This window comes from Leucobacter sp. NPDC015123 (assembly GCF_043080205.1).
In the GTDB taxonomy this organism is placed as follows: Bacteria; Actinomycetota; Actinomycetes; order Actinomycetales; family Microbacteriaceae; genus Leucobacter; species Leucobacter aridicollis_A.
In genome coordinates this window covers 159243-173146 of sequence record NZ_JBIBVH010000003.1, presented here as the reverse complement: position 1 = coordinate 173146, position 13904 = coordinate 159243, and the positions used below count along the sequence as shown (strand labels likewise).

Annotated in this window: 23 protein-coding genes; 14 read left to right on the top strand and 9 right to left on the bottom strand. The window is 61.7% G+C overall.

All coding sequences use genetic code 11. From position 1 onward, the window contains the following. Positions 1 to 953 precede the first annotated feature (953 nt). From ACF07D_RS07570 to ACF07D_RS07515, 12 genes are all read left to right on the top strand, one after another. Positions 954 to 1499, top strand: a complete 546-nt coding sequence (locus ACF07D_RS07570) for a hypothetical protein (RefSeq protein WP_391504477.1) — start codon at positions 954 to 956, stop codon at positions 1497 to 1499. Positions 1500 to 1517: 18 nt separating this feature from the next. Then, positions 1518 to 2183, top strand: a complete 666-nt coding sequence (locus ACF07D_RS07565; RefSeq protein WP_391504476.1) for a hypothetical protein — start codon at positions 1518 to 1520, stop codon at positions 2181 to 2183. Positions 2184 to 2200: 17 nt separating this feature from the next. Then, complete coding sequence (locus ACF07D_RS07560; protein WP_391504475.1) at positions 2201 to 2746, top strand: hypothetical protein; 546 nt, start codon at positions 2201 to 2203, stop codon at positions 2744 to 2746. Beyond that, the gene (locus ACF07D_RS07555; protein WP_391504474.1) at positions 2739 to 2972 is read left to right on the top strand and encodes a hypothetical protein; all 234 of its coding nucleotides are present in this window, start codon (positions 2739 to 2741) and stop codon (positions 2970 to 2972) included. Before ACF07D_RS07560 ends, ACF07D_RS07555 begins: the two co-directional genes overlap by 8 nt. Continuing rightward, positions 2973 to 3227, top strand: a complete 255-nt coding sequence (locus ACF07D_RS07550) for a glutaredoxin domain-containing protein (protein WP_391504473.1) — start codon at positions 2973 to 2975, stop codon at positions 3225 to 3227. Further along, positions 3224 to 3721 carry a single-stranded DNA-binding protein gene (ssb, locus tag ACF07D_RS07545; protein WP_391504472.1) on the top strand — a complete coding sequence of 166 codons (498 nt, stop codon included), beginning with the start codon at positions 3224 to 3226 and terminating at the stop codon, positions 3719 to 3721. Before ACF07D_RS07550 ends, ssb begins: the two co-directional genes overlap by 4 nt. A 131-nt stretch (positions 3722 to 3852) precedes the next feature. After that, positions 3853 to 4086: a hypothetical protein gene (locus ACF07D_RS07540; protein ID WP_391504471.1), complete on the top strand. Its 234-nt coding sequence runs from the start codon at positions 3853 to 3855 to the stop codon at positions 4084 to 4086. Beyond that, positions 4079 to 4750 carry a hypothetical protein gene (locus ACF07D_RS07535; protein ID WP_391504470.1) on the top strand — a complete coding sequence of 224 codons (672 nt, stop codon included), beginning with the start codon at positions 4079 to 4081 and terminating at the stop codon, positions 4748 to 4750. The genes ACF07D_RS07540 and ACF07D_RS07535 overlap by 8 nt, the downstream gene beginning before the upstream one ends. Next, positions 4747 to 5172, top strand: a complete 426-nt coding sequence (locus ACF07D_RS07530) for a hypothetical protein (protein ID WP_391504469.1) — start codon at positions 4747 to 4749, stop codon at positions 5170 to 5172. The genes ACF07D_RS07535 and ACF07D_RS07530 overlap by 4 nt, the downstream gene beginning before the upstream one ends. Further along, positions 5169 to 5534: a hypothetical protein gene (locus ACF07D_RS07525; protein ID WP_391504468.1), complete on the top strand. Its 366-nt coding sequence runs from the start codon at positions 5169 to 5171 to the stop codon at positions 5532 to 5534. Before ACF07D_RS07530 ends, ACF07D_RS07525 begins: the two co-directional genes overlap by 4 nt. After that, a complete protein-coding gene (locus ACF07D_RS07520) occupies positions 5531 to 5797 on the top strand; it encodes a hypothetical protein (RefSeq protein WP_391504467.1) in 267 nt (88 codons plus the stop codon). Before ACF07D_RS07525 ends, ACF07D_RS07520 begins: the two co-directional genes overlap by 4 nt. After that, complete coding sequence (locus ACF07D_RS07515) at positions 5784 to 5945, top strand: hypothetical protein (RefSeq protein ID WP_391504466.1); 162 nt, start codon at positions 5784 to 5786, stop codon at positions 5943 to 5945. The genes ACF07D_RS07520 and ACF07D_RS07515 overlap by 14 nt, the downstream gene beginning before the upstream one ends. Positions 5946 to 6227: 282 nt before the next feature. Here ACF07D_RS07515 and ACF07D_RS07510 read toward each other — a convergent pair whose 3' ends face one another. Continuing rightward, complete coding sequence (locus ACF07D_RS07510; protein ID WP_391504465.1) at positions 6228 to 6374, bottom strand: hypothetical protein; 147 nt, start codon at positions 6372 to 6374, stop codon at positions 6228 to 6230. A 55-nt stretch (positions 6375 to 6429) separates the two neighbouring features. Between ACF07D_RS07510 and ACF07D_RS07505 the strand changes: the two genes are divergently transcribed. Beyond that, positions 6430 to 6705 (top strand): hypothetical protein, encoded by a 276-nt coding sequence (locus ACF07D_RS07505; protein ID WP_391504464.1) that lies wholly within the window; start codon positions 6430 to 6432, stop codon positions 6703 to 6705. 53 nt (positions 6706 to 6758) lie between these two features. After that, positions 6759 to 7067 carry a hypothetical protein gene (locus ACF07D_RS07500; protein WP_391504463.1) on the top strand — a complete coding sequence of 103 codons (309 nt, stop codon included), beginning with the start codon at positions 6759 to 6761 and terminating at the stop codon, positions 7065 to 7067. 98 nt (positions 7068 to 7165) lie between these two features. On the opposite strand, the gene ACF07D_RS07495 is transcribed toward ACF07D_RS07500, so the two are convergent. From ACF07D_RS07495 to ACF07D_RS07460, 8 genes are read right to left on the bottom strand one after another with little or no spacing between them, the layout of a single operon-like run. Next, on the bottom strand, positions 7166 to 7462 hold the full coding sequence (locus tag ACF07D_RS07495; protein WP_391504462.1) for a hypothetical protein: 297 nt from the start codon (positions 7460 to 7462) through the stop codon (positions 7166 to 7168). Between the two features lie 8 nt (positions 7463 to 7470). Continuing rightward, positions 7471 to 7809 carry a hypothetical protein gene (locus ACF07D_RS07490; RefSeq protein ID WP_391504461.1) on the bottom strand — a complete coding sequence of 113 codons (339 nt, stop codon included), beginning with the start codon at positions 7807 to 7809 and terminating at the stop codon, positions 7471 to 7473. Beyond that, on the bottom strand, positions 7806 to 8456 hold the full coding sequence (locus ACF07D_RS07485; RefSeq protein ID WP_391504460.1) for a M23 family metallopeptidase: 651 nt from the start codon (positions 8454 to 8456) through the stop codon (positions 7806 to 7808). The genes ACF07D_RS07490 and ACF07D_RS07485 overlap by 4 nt, the downstream gene beginning before the upstream one ends. A gap of 34 nt (positions 8457 to 8490) precedes the next feature. Next, positions 8491 to 8754: a hypothetical protein gene (locus ACF07D_RS07480; protein ID WP_391504459.1), complete on the bottom strand. Its 264-nt coding sequence runs from the start codon at positions 8752 to 8754 to the stop codon at positions 8491 to 8493. Between the two features lie 16 nt (positions 8755 to 8770). After that, complete coding sequence (locus tag ACF07D_RS07475; protein WP_391504458.1) at positions 8771 to 10570, bottom strand: hypothetical protein; 1800 nt, start codon at positions 10568 to 10570, stop codon at positions 8771 to 8773. Continuing rightward, complete coding sequence (locus ACF07D_RS07470; RefSeq protein WP_391504457.1) at positions 10571 to 12016, bottom strand: hypothetical protein; 1446 nt, start codon at positions 12014 to 12016, stop codon at positions 10571 to 10573. It lies immediately after the preceding gene. 10 nt (positions 12017 to 12026) lie between these two features. Further along, the gene (locus tag ACF07D_RS07465) at positions 12027 to 13121 is read right to left on the bottom strand and encodes a hypothetical protein (protein WP_391504456.1); all 1095 of its coding nucleotides are present in this window, start codon (positions 13119 to 13121) and stop codon (positions 12027 to 12029) included. Positions 13122 to 13129: 8 nt separating this feature from the next. After that, positions 13130 to 13777 (bottom strand): hypothetical protein, encoded by a 648-nt coding sequence (locus tag ACF07D_RS07460; protein ID WP_391504455.1) that lies wholly within the window; start codon positions 13775 to 13777, stop codon positions 13130 to 13132. Positions 13778 to 13904: the final 127 nt, after the last annotated feature.

The window sequence follows — 13904 nt, the reverse complement described above, 5'->3', positions numbered from 1 at the left end:
CGGTTTGTGGGTGATTTCTGGCACTTGGTCTGCGCAGGAGGAGCTTGATGGGCTTGTGCCTGAGTTCATGCTCGAGGAGTGGGGCGCTCGGCCTGAGTCTGTGGAGTGGCTTGTGCGTTCTGGTCTTTGGGAGCGGTATGAGGATGGTGCTCGGTTCACGAATTGGGGTGAGTATCAGCCGACGAAGGCGGAGCTTGAGGAAGGCCGGAAGAAGGAGCGTGAGAGGAAGGCTTCTTGGCGTGCGGAGAAGGCTCGTCGGGACGCCGAACGGAAAGCGAAAGAGTCCCAACGGGACACCGATGTGACAGACGCGTCAGTCCCGCCGGAGTCCGCTCTTACCCGACCCGGCCCGACCCGGCCCGGCCCGACCCCCTCAGAATCTAAAGATTCTTCGGGAGGGGGGCCACCCACCCCCATTTGCGAAAAGCATCCCCACTGGGAGCACGGGGAAAGCTGCGGCCCGTGCGGGCGTGACCGTCGCGCTTTCGAGGAATGGGAAGCAGCCGAGGACGCACGCCCGCGACCACCGAAGCCCCACGAACACAAATGGCTCAAAGACGGAACGTGTAACACGTGCGAAGCGAGAGAGGAGGACGAATCATGAGCCACTCCGAGGAAGACGCATTCACGTTGTTCCTCGAAACTCGCGACGCATCCGCCCTCGAACAAGAACGCTTCCCAGTTGGAAGCGCCAGCCTCCATCACGAACGGCCATCGCTGCGCTCCCCGGGAGCGGCACGCCTCCAGCACCTGACAGAGGAAGCATCCACCTGGGTTTCTGGGTTCCCCCTGTGCAGCAAGGGGCATCGCCTGATTCCCGGAGCATACGACGAGTACGTCAAGGGTGCGGTGACGTACAAGCAGTGCAAGACCTGCAGGAGCATCCGGGGACGTGCGGCATATCAGCGCAAGACCCGCGAACGAATGAAGAGAACGAAAGGGAGGAGGAGCGCATGACGATTCTGGGCGTTGATTTCAGTCTCACGTCTACTGGCGTGTGTTCGATCCAGGACGGAGAAGCCGAATGCATCACCGTGAAATCCAAGAAGGAGGCCGTCTGGCATGAGTTCCCGAAACGGGTGAACGGGATCGCCTACGAGATCGACTTCTGGGCGAACCCCGGAGTCGAACCAGAACGAGCTCAAGTCGTTCTAGAGACGCCAGCGTTCGCGGCAACGTCCTCGTCGCTCGACCGCATGTTTGGTGGCTGGTGGATGTTCGTTGATGCGTTAGCGGGGTGCGGGTTTGAGCCGCCGTTGCTGGTCACTCCGGCTCAGGTGAAGAAGTACGCGACGGGGAAGGGCAACGCGGCGAAAGATGCGGTGCTCGCCTCGGTCTTCAAACGCTATCCAGACGTTGACGTTTCCGGGAACGACCAGGCGGACGCTCTCGTGCTCGCGGCGATCGGTGCCGCGGTGATGGGTGAGCCGTTTAACGGGCCGCTGACTGTGGCCCAGCAAGAAGTAGTCGAGGCCGTGCGAACCCGCGCGGCCTTCTGAACAGACAGGAGAACAATCGTGACCAAGAAACAGGAAACCGAGAAGCCGAGCGTCACGCTGCCACTCATGGAAGCGATCGAGGCTTGCGCTGCCGTGCTGCCGCACGCGTCGAAGGATGACGTAACCCCGGTCATTACGACCGCGAACCTTGAAGGGGATCGCATTGTCGCTACTGACCGCTACACAGTGGGGGCGTTCACGCTGAGCCAGAAAGCATCGGGGCCGATCATGGTGCCGCGGCAAGCTCTCGACTGGATTGCGAGGACAAATCCGCGAACGCTTGTGGGGCACTTTGCTGGGATGCGCCCGGAGGCTTACCAAGTTCGCATCACGGGGCTTACCCCTGGTGTCAGTGGCCCAGACCTGCTGGAAGAGGCCGTTATGGTCGAGATCTTGCTTGAGGGAAAGCCTGAGCGCATGCAGCAATTCAGGCCCGTGACGGGGACCTTCCCGCCAATCGCGGAGCGTCTTCTTGACGTGCACGAGATGGCAACCGAAGTGGTGCCGGTCAATCTGGGGCCAGAGTTCATCGAGCGGGTGACTGGCTATGCGAAGAAGTGGCGCCGTGGCGTGCCGATTCGGTTCACCGCGGGAAAGTCAGACAACCCGAACAAGCCTGGTGTGGTCCGTGTGAGCATCGGTAAGTTCAACGGGCTCATCCAGCCAAACCTTCTGGTTCGTTGAAGGACAGGAGAAGACCAGTGAGTGACACATTCACAGCCAAAACAGGGCGTACCGTCGCGATCAAATCCCGATCGATGACAGGCACCGTCCTCGAAATATCAGGCCTTGGCGCACGAACTACGGTCGACCTCGGAGACGTGGAAACGCTGCGTGAGTTCTTCCAGCATGAACGCGACAAGGAACTCGGACGCTGGCGCGACCCCGAGCGGCCGGACATCGTTGTTTACCTCTGCGATGCTGAGCGATGTGTCCGGGTGCTGGACGAGCTAACTGGTGTCTCGCAGCTCTACGTTGAAGGGCAGATGAGCGAGTACCGAGGCGACATGGCGGACGCTGCTCACACCTACTTCGCTGCTCACCCGGAATCTCGCTCCTGGCACGACGCTCGAGACGGCCAGCTCTGGCTTATCCGCTTCGACGACTTCCCCGACACAGATGTTTCCGCGCTCGTGAAGGGCGGCAGGTTCGTCTACAACGATCGCTGTCACGAAGGAACCGCGACGCTGAAAGACAGCAGCATCGTCGGTGGGACGCAGATCTGGCCGGAGGTGCCCAGTGAATGACCACATCACCCCGCGCGAGCGTGAGGCCACGAGAGCAGCAGCTGTCGTGGCCTTCATCGTTTCATCGGTCATCCTCGCCGCATGGCTTGCAACGGTGATCCTCCACATCACAGGGCAGCCGGTCATCCCGGCGCCCGCCCACGGCCTGTTCCCGTTCGGGGCAGCCGCCACTATCGCTGCCTGCTTTGGGTGGGCGCGACACACAACACGAAAGAAAGGCCACTGAATGACGACCGTTCGCGTCTACTCGAAACCCAACTGCGTGCAATGCACCATGACGAAGACCCTGCTCGACGCCCTCGAAGTGCCATACGTGCTTGAGGACATCACCGAGCCCGGCAACCTCGCCGCCGTTAAAGAACTCGGGTTCCTCGCCGCGCCAGTCGTCACCGTAGGCGACAGCGCAGACGACATGTGGTCAGGATTCCAGCCCGACCGCATCAAAGAAACCGCAGCACGATTCGAGAAGGAGAACGCATGACAACCATCAGCACGATCATTGGGAACGTAGTCTCAGAAATCGAGCCCAGGATCTCGCAGGCCGGGAAACCCTGGTGCCAAGTCCGCGTCGCGTCGACACCTCGCGAACGAGACCGGCAGACGGGCGACTTCAAAGACGGCGAGACGATGTTCGTCACCGTCAAGCTCTTCGGCGACTACGCCGACAACGTCGCACAGTCAATCAGCAAGGGCACCCGCATTACCGCGACAGGGAAGCTCAAGTACCGCTCCTACAAGGACAACCAGGGCGCCGACCGGCACGTGATCGAGCTCGATGAAATTGAGGCGTTCGGCCCCGATCTCCGATGGGCTACCGCTCAAGTCTCCCGAAAGAGCGGCGGGGGAGGCGCACAGCAACCCCAGGGCGGCGCAGGACAGGCCGGGTGGGCAACTGCACCACCCGACCCGTTTCGGGGCGGCACAGGCGATCCTGGCAGCTTCGGCGGCGGCTTCGATGATGAGCAGCCGTTTTAGGTACGGGCGCTACAAAAACCCAAACCGCACCCATAACTACCCATAACTGAGCCCCGCACGCCGGGGCTCTTCCCATATCTGAGGGGCTGGCCGAGAGGTTGGCCCCTCACGACGTTAGGAGGCGACAGCTAGTGCGAGTCCAAATCTCTGAGACGACACCAACTCCAGCGCATGCCGTGAAATGCGGAGACCGCGTGCGCGAGCGCGGCACGGGCGAGGTTCGTGAAGTGGTCGGTCTTGGCGGCACGATCACGCGCCGCATCTTCACTCTCGATGACGGCACCTACCTCGAAGCAGGCGTGCTCGACACCATGTTCGTCACCCGCGCCAAAGCTACCCCGACAGAAAGGAACGACGATGATTAACCCGACACCCGAACAAATCGAAGCTGCAGCAAAGGCCATGAGCGAAGCCTCGTCGGGATTCTTCTCGGAAGGCTCCTGGCGACACCTTGCGCGCGAAGCTCTAGCTGCTGCTGGTTCCGCACCTCGCAGGGATGACCTGGTGGAGCGCATAGCTGACACTCTCGCCTACTATCAGTGCCGAGAGACGAACCCGAAGGCGGATGACCCGCGCATGGGGTATCACTCGTTTTCGGAAGAACAGCGCGCCCATCTGCGGGAGCGGAAGGCCGAAGCTGCTGCCGAGATCGTGCGGATGTTTGCTGCTGCTGCTGGTGCCGCACCACAGGAACCGAGCTTAAGCGATGCCGCGGACGCTCTTCGAGAGAATGCGCGCGAGATTGAAGACGCCCAACTGGCAGCACACGGGATGATCGACCCGATCACTAACGCTGTCATTGCTGGCATCAAGCAGAGCGCGGCGATGGTGTGTGAACTGGCTGGGAGTCAAGTGTCAACGGTCGCCCCGGTGCAGGTGGACGAGGCGAAGCTCACCGAGGCTATCGCCGATGAACTCGAAACTGATGATGCGGTCGCTGAGAACTGGTCGAGCGGCAAGCTCAACGCGACCGCCCAACGGCTCGTGCAGCACGCGGTACTCCCGGTGCTGCGAGGTGAGGACCGATGACTGCGCATCTTGAAGCCCGCGTAGCTGCAGCGCGCGCGAAGCTCGAAGCCTGGGACAAGCGACACACAGTGAGCGACTTCGACCACGGCATGCTGAACCTTCCGTTGCGGGCACGGAACGGCAAGACCGGCATTGACGGTCTCGCACGCCAACGGGCAGAGCTCCAACGAAACCTCGACAGTGCAGATGCGAAGCTGCGGCGAGCTCAAGCAGCACCGCGTCTCGCAGCCGAGAAAGCCGCACGCGAAAACACGCACGCCACGATCGATCTGAAAGCCATGCACGGCGACAAGACCGAAGTCCAATGGACACTCAACGGCGCATGGTTCGAAGTCGTCCGCTGGAACAAGAAGAGCGTGACCGTAGTGATGGCTGGCGAGCGCGACACCATCCCGCACACACAGATAGGAGGAGTGCGATGAGCAAAACACAGAAATGCGAGCGCTGCGAGGAACCAGCCGAGAAGATCAGCCTCGAGAAACTGCCCCTGATCGGAAGGTTCACCGGGAACGTCGAGGTCCAGGTGACGAAGCGCACGATCCATCTCCGAAGTATCCGGCAGCGCTTGAGCCCGTGGGGCGCCTACGAGCGACCCGACTTCTCCCGAACCGAGGTGACCCTGTGCGACCAATGCTGGGGCGCATTCCTGTCCTGGGTGACTGAGCCGGGGCAGGAGCGGGCGAAGATCGCAGTCGAGAACAGGCGAAAGAATCAGCACCTCCTGGAAGTTGCTGAGCGGCGCCGGGAAGAACAAGTACAGCGACACATGAGGGAGCAACGATGAGCGACCGAAGGCCGAGCCTCACAACCGTTCGAGCTGCGTGGTGTCGAGCGCACCCGTTCTGGGCAACGACAGACGTGGAAGAGCGCGAAGCGGAGTTCGATCGCATGATCGCTGAGGTTGAGCGTGCGGCCGCAGAGAAAGCCTGGGACAAAGGCCTGGCCGCTGCGATGGAGGCCGAAATCAAGGACGCCGGCTATGGAAACACTCAGTACCCGGCCAACCCGTACCGACGAAACGAAGGAGAGAACAATGGCAATTCTTAAGCGCGTACCACTGCCGGACGGCAAACCGTTCTGTTTGTGCTTCCCTCCGCTGTACTGGACGGTCGGGGTCGGCACGGTGTGGCAGTGCGACTCGTGCGGGCGCATCTACGACCGCGTGCAGGGATCGCCAGCATGGGTGAAGCGTTGACAGCCCCTGATGTGCGTACCGCCGCACAAGCAGAAGCGCTAGAACGCTGGCCACGCCAAGACATCTCCGTCATGCACGACGCTGACCTGAGCAACTACCTCTGCAGACACGGATTCGAGGACGGTGCTGTGTGGGGTGCTGCACTGGTCACACCCACACGGGAACAGATCGCAAAGGCAATGTGGGAATCCGACCCGGCACCTAATCGACCTTGGGAGTTAGCGCCCGAGGCCGTTAGGGAAGCCGGCTATGCGCTCGCAGATGCGGTGTTGGCGCTCATGGCTATGCGCGGAGGTCAGCAACTTGCCGCTCAAGCTCATCGACACGTGTGAAGAGGTCTCTAAGGAGCTCCCCAACACGTGGGTCGATAGTGGGTGTCTCGGCGTTTAGAAGTCGCAGGATTTCGACGTTGGTCAGTTTCTCACTCATGCCGCCCACCTTACCCAGGTGGGCGGCATGACAGGAAGGGGATAGTCTCAGAGGCATGTTGCGTGCCACGATCCGTCTCATCGAAACCGTCGAACTTGAAGCGTCGGGGGAGTCGCTCGAGGAAGTGCATGCGCAGCTCGAGGCGAACCGGCCTGAGGGTTTCGATCTCGTGAAAGCGCCCGTGAAGATGGGCAAGACTGGCGGCGTCATCACAGCGGCGGGGACGTATCAGCGGCGCGACCAAACACAGGTCATCGAGGCCGCAACCATGCCCGAGCTCAACGCCAAGGTGCCCGATGGCTGGCAGATGCTGCACGTCCAAACCGTGTAACTGTCACCGGCCAGGCATACACTGTTCGAACAAACTTTCGAACGGAGGAAGCCATGAAGCGAGCCAACGACATCGAACGCGAACGCATGCCATACGTCCAAATCGACACAAACCTATGGGCCGTCATGCGCTACCCCAAAGACCGTCCGGTTGCGATGATCGTCGGCCTCGCGAATCGCGACAACGTGCCACTGTTTTTCGTCCAGGCATGGCATCCCGAACCGTCCAGGCGGCGCGTCATCAGCCAACACGACACCCTCGAAGAAGCCAACGCTTCAGTGCTTTGGGATCTTGAGAAAGTCAACGCCGCCGGCCGCACCAGGGTCGGGCCACCAAACGGCAGCAAACCAGCCCAGAAATGACGAAACAGCCCCCAGTAAGCTCGCCCCTCCGATACGGAGGAAACGGGTTTACTGGGGGCTATTCGTGTTTAGTGGGGGATAATCCGCCACAGTGGGAGTTAGGCCGCGTAGCGCGGCTCGTAATGGGGGCGTGCAGAACTGCCGAGCATGACCTTCTCAATGTTCGGCCAACGGTCGCCAAGCCGCTGAGCAGCCTTCTGATACAGCAAGATCACGCCTGCAGTGACGACGGCTTGAACGATCGCGAGCGCAGTGACAGCGGCATAGCCCGCCTCAGCGAGTACGCCATCCACCCACGCGAACACGTCAGCAACAGCCGGGATCGCGGCAACAAGACGCACGATCAGCACACCAACGAGGGCGGCAACGAACGTGCGGACAGACTGAATATTCATGGGATCTCCTATCGGGGAAGGTGTGCCGGCCAGGGCGGCAACGGGATCTTGTGTTCGGCCATGTGGTCGCGCTGCACGCCAATGAACTCTCGGTACCCGCGGACCTGCACTTCGAGCTCGTCCAAACGCTTATCCGTTCGGTCGCGGTACCGCTCGAGTTCCTGCTGCAACTGGTCGATGAGTTTGTCCTGCGCGGTGTCCTCAGACACCTTCACCTGCGCTGACGCTGACGCGACTGCGGCCTTCACGGTGGCGCGGGCGTTGAGTTTGGAACCAATGACGGTGCCGAGCAGGCCGGTGAGGGGGACCGCGAGCGCCAGGAGAGCGATCCACAGCCCCTCGGTCATGCGTTAGGGATCGCGTTCAGGTCAGCGGCAGCGACGCCGGCGACGTGGAGCTTCACTCCCTGGCCCTCGAGGGCGCGCAGCGAGTTCCATTCGGCCTTCTTGATGAGGCGCTTGCGGCCGTTCTCCTGCAGCGCGTACACGCTGCCCTGCGAGCCCTTGGCCTTGTCGCGAATGTATCCAATGACGTTCATGTCTTCGTCTTCTTTCTGCCCTGCGGGCTTTGAGGTGTTCGGTTTGGCCGGCGCCTTGATGTACGGCACCGGGTCGACGTAGGTGCCGTTCTTCTCGAGCATGAAATGCAGGTGCGGGCCGGTGGAAGCGCCGGAGGATCCGACGTAGCCGATGCCGGCTCCGGTGCTGACGTGCTGGCCGACCCTGACGAGGGGTGACTGCTCGCGCATGTGGAGGTAGAGCGTGTGGTATCCGCCGCCGTGGTTGATTCGGATCATCCAGCCGCCGCCGGTGGGATCCCAGCCGTTGTAGACGACTGTTCCGCTTTGTGCTGCACGGATGAGGTCACCTGTGTCAGCCTTGTAGTCCTGCCCGTTGTGCAGGCCGGCGCCGATGATGCCCGGGATCGCGTCACGCCAGCCGAACTTGTCGGAGAGCGGCGCGCCGGGGATTGGGTGCGAAAGCACGATTGCCATGCGTGCTCCTTCCTTAAATGAAGAAGAGCCCCACCTATTCGGTGAGGCTCGAGGTGGCGACGATGCGTTTCACACCGTCAAGGATCATGGCGTCTGTCACCGCTGACTCGTCAGCGCCGGGAAGCTCGGCAGTCGACTCGCGGTAGGCCTCTGCCCAGCCCAGCTGCGCCGACAACTCCCACCGGCGCTCGAACGCCCACGCTGCAGGGTTCTCGACCCCTTCGAATGCGGCGCACGCCGTCACACGATTCCGCAGCGCCTCGTCCTCGGAGATCTGGTGCTGAATCAAATACGTCATCGATTACTCCTTGTCGTTATGGCGTGTAGAACATCGGGTTGAGTGACACCCACGCTCCAGACGTTCCGTTGCGCCAGATCTGGATGAGGCGATCCGCGGTGACACGCATCTTGGTTTCGAACGTCGAGTTCGTGGTGATGGTTGCCGTCGCATATCCCACAGGTGCGGGGATCCCAGTTGGGAGCGTGCCAACAGTGGTGAACCCGCCGTCAAATGTGGCGTGCGACACGACACCCCGGAAATAGATGACACCGTTCTTCACACGAACACTTGGGGGAGCACCCATCTGGGTTGTCCACCCAGACATTGTGAAAGTGCGCCAGTCGGTGTCGCCGAGGAACTTGACCGGCGCGTAAAACTCGACTCCCTCTACCTCGTCTGCCCACACGTCGATCCGGCCTGGAGACCAAATCCTTGTACTCTTGTCGACTCGTTGCGCGATCTCAAAATTCGTCCAGCTTGAGCCCTCCGGAAAGTGACCGAGAGTGAGACGCGGGTTGCCGCCGAAAGCATGCAGTCCAACAGTTCGGTTGAAATTGTCTACGTTTGCGCTGATCGACCCTGGGCCGATGACTGTGGACTGCCGGTCTGTTCCAACTCCGTCTTGAGACATCTGGATTTGCTCGGGGCGAAGAACAGTGGACACGCCGGTACCTTGAGAGATCAGTGGCCCAGAGACCAGCATCCCTCCTGAAGCGCTAGAAATGCTTGCAGTGACAGCACCATTCGAGGCAATTGCTCGCAACCCGTGAACGTTGAACTCCATGCGCTGCCCAGTAGCGGCAGTTCGGATCAGCGCACCAGTGATCGTCATACCGTCGATCGCGGTCGCTGCGAGCTTTGCCGTCGTGATCGCGCCGGCAGCGATCTTGTCAGCGATGATCGCACCAGTAGCGATCTTCTCAGCAGTGACAGCAAGCGCGATGAGCTTGTCCGTCGTGACCGCACCAGCGAGAATCTTGTCAGCTGTGACCGCGTTCGCTGCGATCTTCACCGCCGTCACCGAGTTCGTGGCGAGCTCTGCTGCGGTGATCGCGAGCGCCTTAATCTGCGCTGCCGTGATCGACTTCGCTACGAGACGGTCACCAGCGAGTGACCCGTACGTGCCACCACCGATCGCGACCTGTGGGATGACTGTCTCATCGAACGGGCGCGCGATCCAGCCGAGAGCGGTGAGCTCCCACATGCGGATCACGTTGCCGGCAGTGTTGCGCACGTACCAGATCGCGCCAACAGGCTTTCCTGCCGCGTCAGCCGCGACCGGGTCGGCCGTGTTCCATGAAGGCGCGGCACCTTCAGCGAGCTGGGATGCCGCGAGAGCGTCCTGCACCGCCTGTGCTGCAGCGTCGGCAGCAATCGCAGCGTCAGCGACAGCCTGCGCCGCCTCAGAGCGCGCCAGGCCCGCCTTTTCGAGCGCATCGTGTGCTTCAGTGAGAGCCTGCTCGAGTTCCACCTTCGCGGCCTCAAGCTCAACCTCAAGCTCAGCAGCGAATTCTGCCGCCCAGTCCGCCCCATCAGCGGCGATCTGCCCAACGTCCTCCGCTTCCCAAGCGTCCTCGGTCATGTCCGGGAGAACATCAACCACATCATCGGTGAGCTCGCGCGACCCCTCGAGTTCGCCCTCATGCTCGCCGACCGTTTCGGACGTGTCCGCTGCTGACGAGAGGGCCTCGTCAAGGAACACGTCAGTATCACCGAGTTCGAGTGTGGTGCGCGCGACCTGCCCGGTCCGGGCGAGCGCCTTCGACGCGTTCAGCGCGGACGCTGCGACCTGAGACGACGCACGCAACGCCATCTTGCGCGTGAGACTCTGCATCTACACTCCTCCCAGCATCAGATCGCACACGTCAGTGCCGACCCACTCCAACTCTTCGATGCGCCGCCAAATACGTTGACGGCCAGCACCGGTGCCGTCTGTGTCGATCAGGATCGTGTCGCCCACATCGAACACACCGAACTCAGCATTCGGGTGATTGATGACGCGAACCGCAGCGATCGACAAGAGTTGCGAGCGTGCTGCAAGCTCCGAACGCGCGAGACCTTCAAGCACAGACCGTTTCGTGACTTCCTTCGCATCCAGCACGTATACGCGGCGGCGCCTAGTCGACGCGACAGACAATGTGACACGGAGTGCTTTCTTGCCTTCGCCAGCACCGATTGCGACGACCGTGTTCGCGTAGTCCGCAGCGTCGGCCTCGATGGTGACCTGCTCGATAATGTTGTCGCCCTCAACGAACGCGAGCCCGTCCTGTTTGCGCCCGACACGGGGCACAGCGCGGATCTCCTTCAAGACCTTCGACCGGTCAGCATTCCAGCCAGACCATTCGACCCACTCGTAGCCGGCCTCGTCGATTGCTTCCTGCATCGACTGCAGACAATCCGGGGTGTCCCACCAGAGAATCTTCCACGCGCCACCATCAGCGTCGACCGCTTCTTTCGCGGCCTTCACCTTGTCTTGCGCTTGGTCGACCGATTTCGTGTCTGCCTTCAACGCAGTGCGAATGATCGCGAGCTCGTCGTTGACGGGCTTGAGCGCGGTCTTCTTCGCCGCCTGTGCCGTCTTCACGTTCTGTACCGCGGTGTTGCGGGCGGACTGCGCTGCAGCGATCTGCGCGGCCGGTGCCTTCGCCTTCCGAAGTGCCTGCAACGTCTCGAGGCGAGCCTTCGAGGTGGCCTGTAGCGCTTTGATTGTCGCGTCATGCGACTTCGTGAGCGCCTGCTTCGTTTTCGTCTTCGCCGTGCGCTTCTTCGTGTTCTCAGTACGGACGCGTTTTGCTTCCTTCAGAACCGCCTCAGCGGCAGCAAGCTTCGTGTCAGAGTCAGTTCCGACACGAACGGGGGACGACCCCAAGACCTTCACGCCGATATCGGCACCGGTCATGCTCTGCGCATGCGTGATCACGTGCCGAGCGGCCGCGATCGGGTCGACGTTCACGCCCCGGTATTCGCCCTCGTACGGGCGGCCGGAGAAGAAATTCGAAAAGCCCTGCCCTTCGATACGCCAGGTCGCGCCCTCGAACTCTGTCCGTGTCACGATCCACGAGCCGCGGATCACGCCGTCAGCTTCCTCGTGAATATAGGTCGCGAGCGGGTCAATCAGGGCGTCACTGCCGGCGTACTTGTACACGTCAAAGATTGGGGCGATCTCACCCGAGAACGAGCCCGCGCCGCCCAGCTTCCTGCCCGCCCCGGAAACAGTGATGGGAAGCTCCAATTCGAGGAACTTCCCATCACTAATGCGCTCAACAATGTAGCGGAGCATGCTGCCTCCTCTAGATGGCGTCTTCCCACGTGAGCGCTGTCTCAACGAACGTGAGCTTGCAGCCGAGCCCAGACAGGGCATCCATGTTCACGCCGTCACCCGGGAAACTCGGCGTCGGCTTCTCATTTCCGAGCCCGGCCTTGAACACGAACGTCACATTCTTACCGCGGAGCTTCGCCGGCACCTGGACGTTGTCCATGAGCGGCCAGTTCGTGCGATAGGTCCCGCCACCCCCAGCCGAATCGAACTGGAACTGTTGCGTCGCGAACTCGTACTGCCGCTTGCCCGGCCACGTCCCCGCACGGTATTCAGTGCCGAACTCCATCCAATACCGACCCTGAACGTTCTTCCCGCCGACATACCGGACACTCATCCAGTGCGGTTCGAGAATCATGCGTGTAGCCCACGGCGGAATGAACGCCTCAAACTGGTTCGCATACCCGCCGCCGCCGGGGAAATACTCCCCACCATCGGAGGTTCGCTTCGTCAAGAAGTTCTGCGGACCATCGTCGGCTGCGACACGAGGCCGCGCAAACGTGAGCTCAGACCTTCGAGGCGACTGCACCTCACGCAGATCCTCAATCATCGCGTTAGTGATAGTCCCGGTCGAGGCCGGCCAATTAATCGCCGCAAGCTCATAGCAGGTCACGTCATTCAACGCGGGCACGTCAGCGACAGTCTTCGCGCTAGCCGGCACACCCGTCACCACGGACAGCTTCGAGTACTGATTCTCAGGCCAAGCCTCACGCGGCGTGAAGTGGCGCGGCAGGCTCGGGTCGAGGATCTCGTGAATGATCATGTCGCGCCGGCCAGAACTTGACCCCGTGCCCGGGATACCGTCTCCACCGTCACCCATGTACACCTGATCGGTAAGCAGAGGCACACCATACGTTTCCCGGTCACGCCCTGGCGCCCGGCACTGCACGAGGTCATCCCCGGCCGTGATCTTCACGCCCTGACCTGGCACGTTCATTTGCGTGATCCGAAAATCACCCGGCCGCAGCACACCCGACCCCGGGCCAGCGGACTGCTGCAACTGCCGACGCAAACCCGCGCCAGGAATGAGAGTGCCATCCATCGCGTACGGAGTTTCAAAATCAACCATTACTACTCCTAGAAACTTGTAAACGCGGGAGACACCCGCACAGTCAGCAACGACGTCCCAGACGGGTCATAGCCGCCGAAAATCACGCGGTACGAGCCGGGCCGCATCGCCATGTCAGACAGGCGTGCACCGGCAGGGGAGAGCGCGCCAGGGAACGCGGCCCCGTCGCGTTTCACCCACCTGGCCCACGGCCGTGTGTCCACCTGCAACACTTGGTCGTATGCGAGCTGGCCACGAAACACGAGCCGCCCAACACCAGGCACATCAATCCACGGGTCACTGATCGGGCCACGAACCTCAAACACGGGCCACGCCGCAACATCACCGCCGACCTGAACGATCGAGTCAGACTCGCCAGTACCGCCACCGAGGACGAACGGCACCGCGGCAGGCACAGGCAGACCACCCGTGAACGTGGGCGCGAGACGCGTCGTCGTCTGCTCCTCGGGGCCGTACCAAAGGTCATCCACACACTCGAACGACAGCACCGCACGGTTCGTGTCGAACAGCCGGTACTCCTCGTTCGGGTCGAGCTCGACCGGCATCCCCAACACGTGCCGGCCAGACGGCGCCATAAGAGTCGCGTGGACGCCAGGGCGGTCGCGGATCTCATCCGCCCGCCACACACCCAACAGGTCACGCCACACGTCACCCATCGAACGCGAGTCAGGCCGCGCCTCCACACTCAAAGACACGACCTGACCACGCCGATACACGCGCCCCAAACGACGCCCATCACCGCGAGCATTCGCGTACGCATCAAACTCAACCAACGGTCGAACC

Bases quoted from the DNA above. Each gene is read 5' to 3' on its own strand.
- ACF07D_RS07570 (WP_391504477.1), top strand. From the start codon at position 954: ATGACGATTCTGGGCGTTGATTTCAGTCTCACGTCTACTGGCGTGTGT.
- ACF07D_RS07550 (WP_391504473.1), top strand. From the start codon at position 2,973: ATGACGACCGTTCGCGTCTACTCGAAACCCAACTGCGTGCAATGCACC.
- ssb (WP_391504472.1), top strand. From the start codon at position 3,224: ATGACAACCATCAGCACGATCATTGGGAACGTAGTCTCAGAAATCGAG.
- ACF07D_RS07535 (WP_391504470.1), top strand. From the start codon at position 4,079: ATGATTAACCCGACACCCGAACAAATCGAAGCTGCAGCAAAGGCCATG.
- ACF07D_RS07530 (WP_391504469.1), top strand. From the start codon at position 4,747: ATGACTGCGCATCTTGAAGCCCGCGTAGCTGCAGCGCGCGCGAAGCTC.
- ACF07D_RS07525 (WP_391504468.1), top strand. From the start codon at position 5,169: ATGAGCAAAACACAGAAATGCGAGCGCTGCGAGGAACCAGCCGAGAAG.
- ACF07D_RS07520 (WP_391504467.1), top strand. From the start codon at position 5,531: ATGAGCGACCGAAGGCCGAGCCTCACAACCGTTCGAGCTGCGTGGTGT.
- ACF07D_RS07515 (WP_391504466.1), top strand. From the start codon at position 5,784: ATGGCAATTCTTAAGCGCGTACCACTGCCGGACGGCAAACCGTTCTGT.
- ACF07D_RS07510 (WP_391504465.1), bottom strand. From the start codon at position 6,374: ATGAGTGAGAAACTGACCAACGTCGAAATCCTGCGACTTCTAAACGCC.
- ACF07D_RS07505 (WP_391504464.1), top strand. From the start codon at position 6,430: ATGTTGCGTGCCACGATCCGTCTCATCGAAACCGTCGAACTTGAAGCG.
- ACF07D_RS07500 (WP_391504463.1), top strand. From the start codon at position 6,759: ATGAAGCGAGCCAACGACATCGAACGCGAACGCATGCCATACGTCCAA.
- ACF07D_RS07495 (WP_391504462.1), bottom strand. From the start codon at position 7,462: ATGAATATTCAGTCTGTCCGCACGTTCGTTGCCGCCCTCGTTGGTGTG.
- ACF07D_RS07490 (WP_391504461.1), bottom strand. From the start codon at position 7,809: ATGACCGAGGGGCTGTGGATCGCTCTCCTGGCGCTCGCGGTCCCCCTC.
- ACF07D_RS07485 (WP_391504460.1), bottom strand. From the start codon at position 8,456: ATGGCAATCGTGCTTTCGCACCCAATCCCCGGCGCGCCGCTCTCCGAC.
- ACF07D_RS07480 (WP_391504459.1), bottom strand. From the start codon at position 8,754: ATGACGTATTTGATTCAGCACCAGATCTCCGAGGACGAGGCGCTGCGG.
- ACF07D_RS07475 (WP_391504458.1), bottom strand. From the start codon at position 10,570: ATGCAGAGTCTCACGCGCAAGATGGCGTTGCGTGCGTCGTCTCAGGTC.
- ACF07D_RS07470 (WP_391504457.1), bottom strand. From the start codon at position 12,016: ATGCTCCGCTACATTGTTGAGCGCATTAGTGATGGGAAGTTCCTCGAA.
- ACF07D_RS07465 (WP_391504456.1), bottom strand. From the start codon at position 13,121: ATGGTTGATTTTGAAACTCCGTACGCGATGGATGGCACTCTCATTCCT.
- ACF07D_RS07460 (WP_391504455.1), bottom strand. From the start codon at position 13,777: ATGGGTGACGTGTGGCGTGACCTGTTGGGTGTGTGGCGGGCGGATGAG.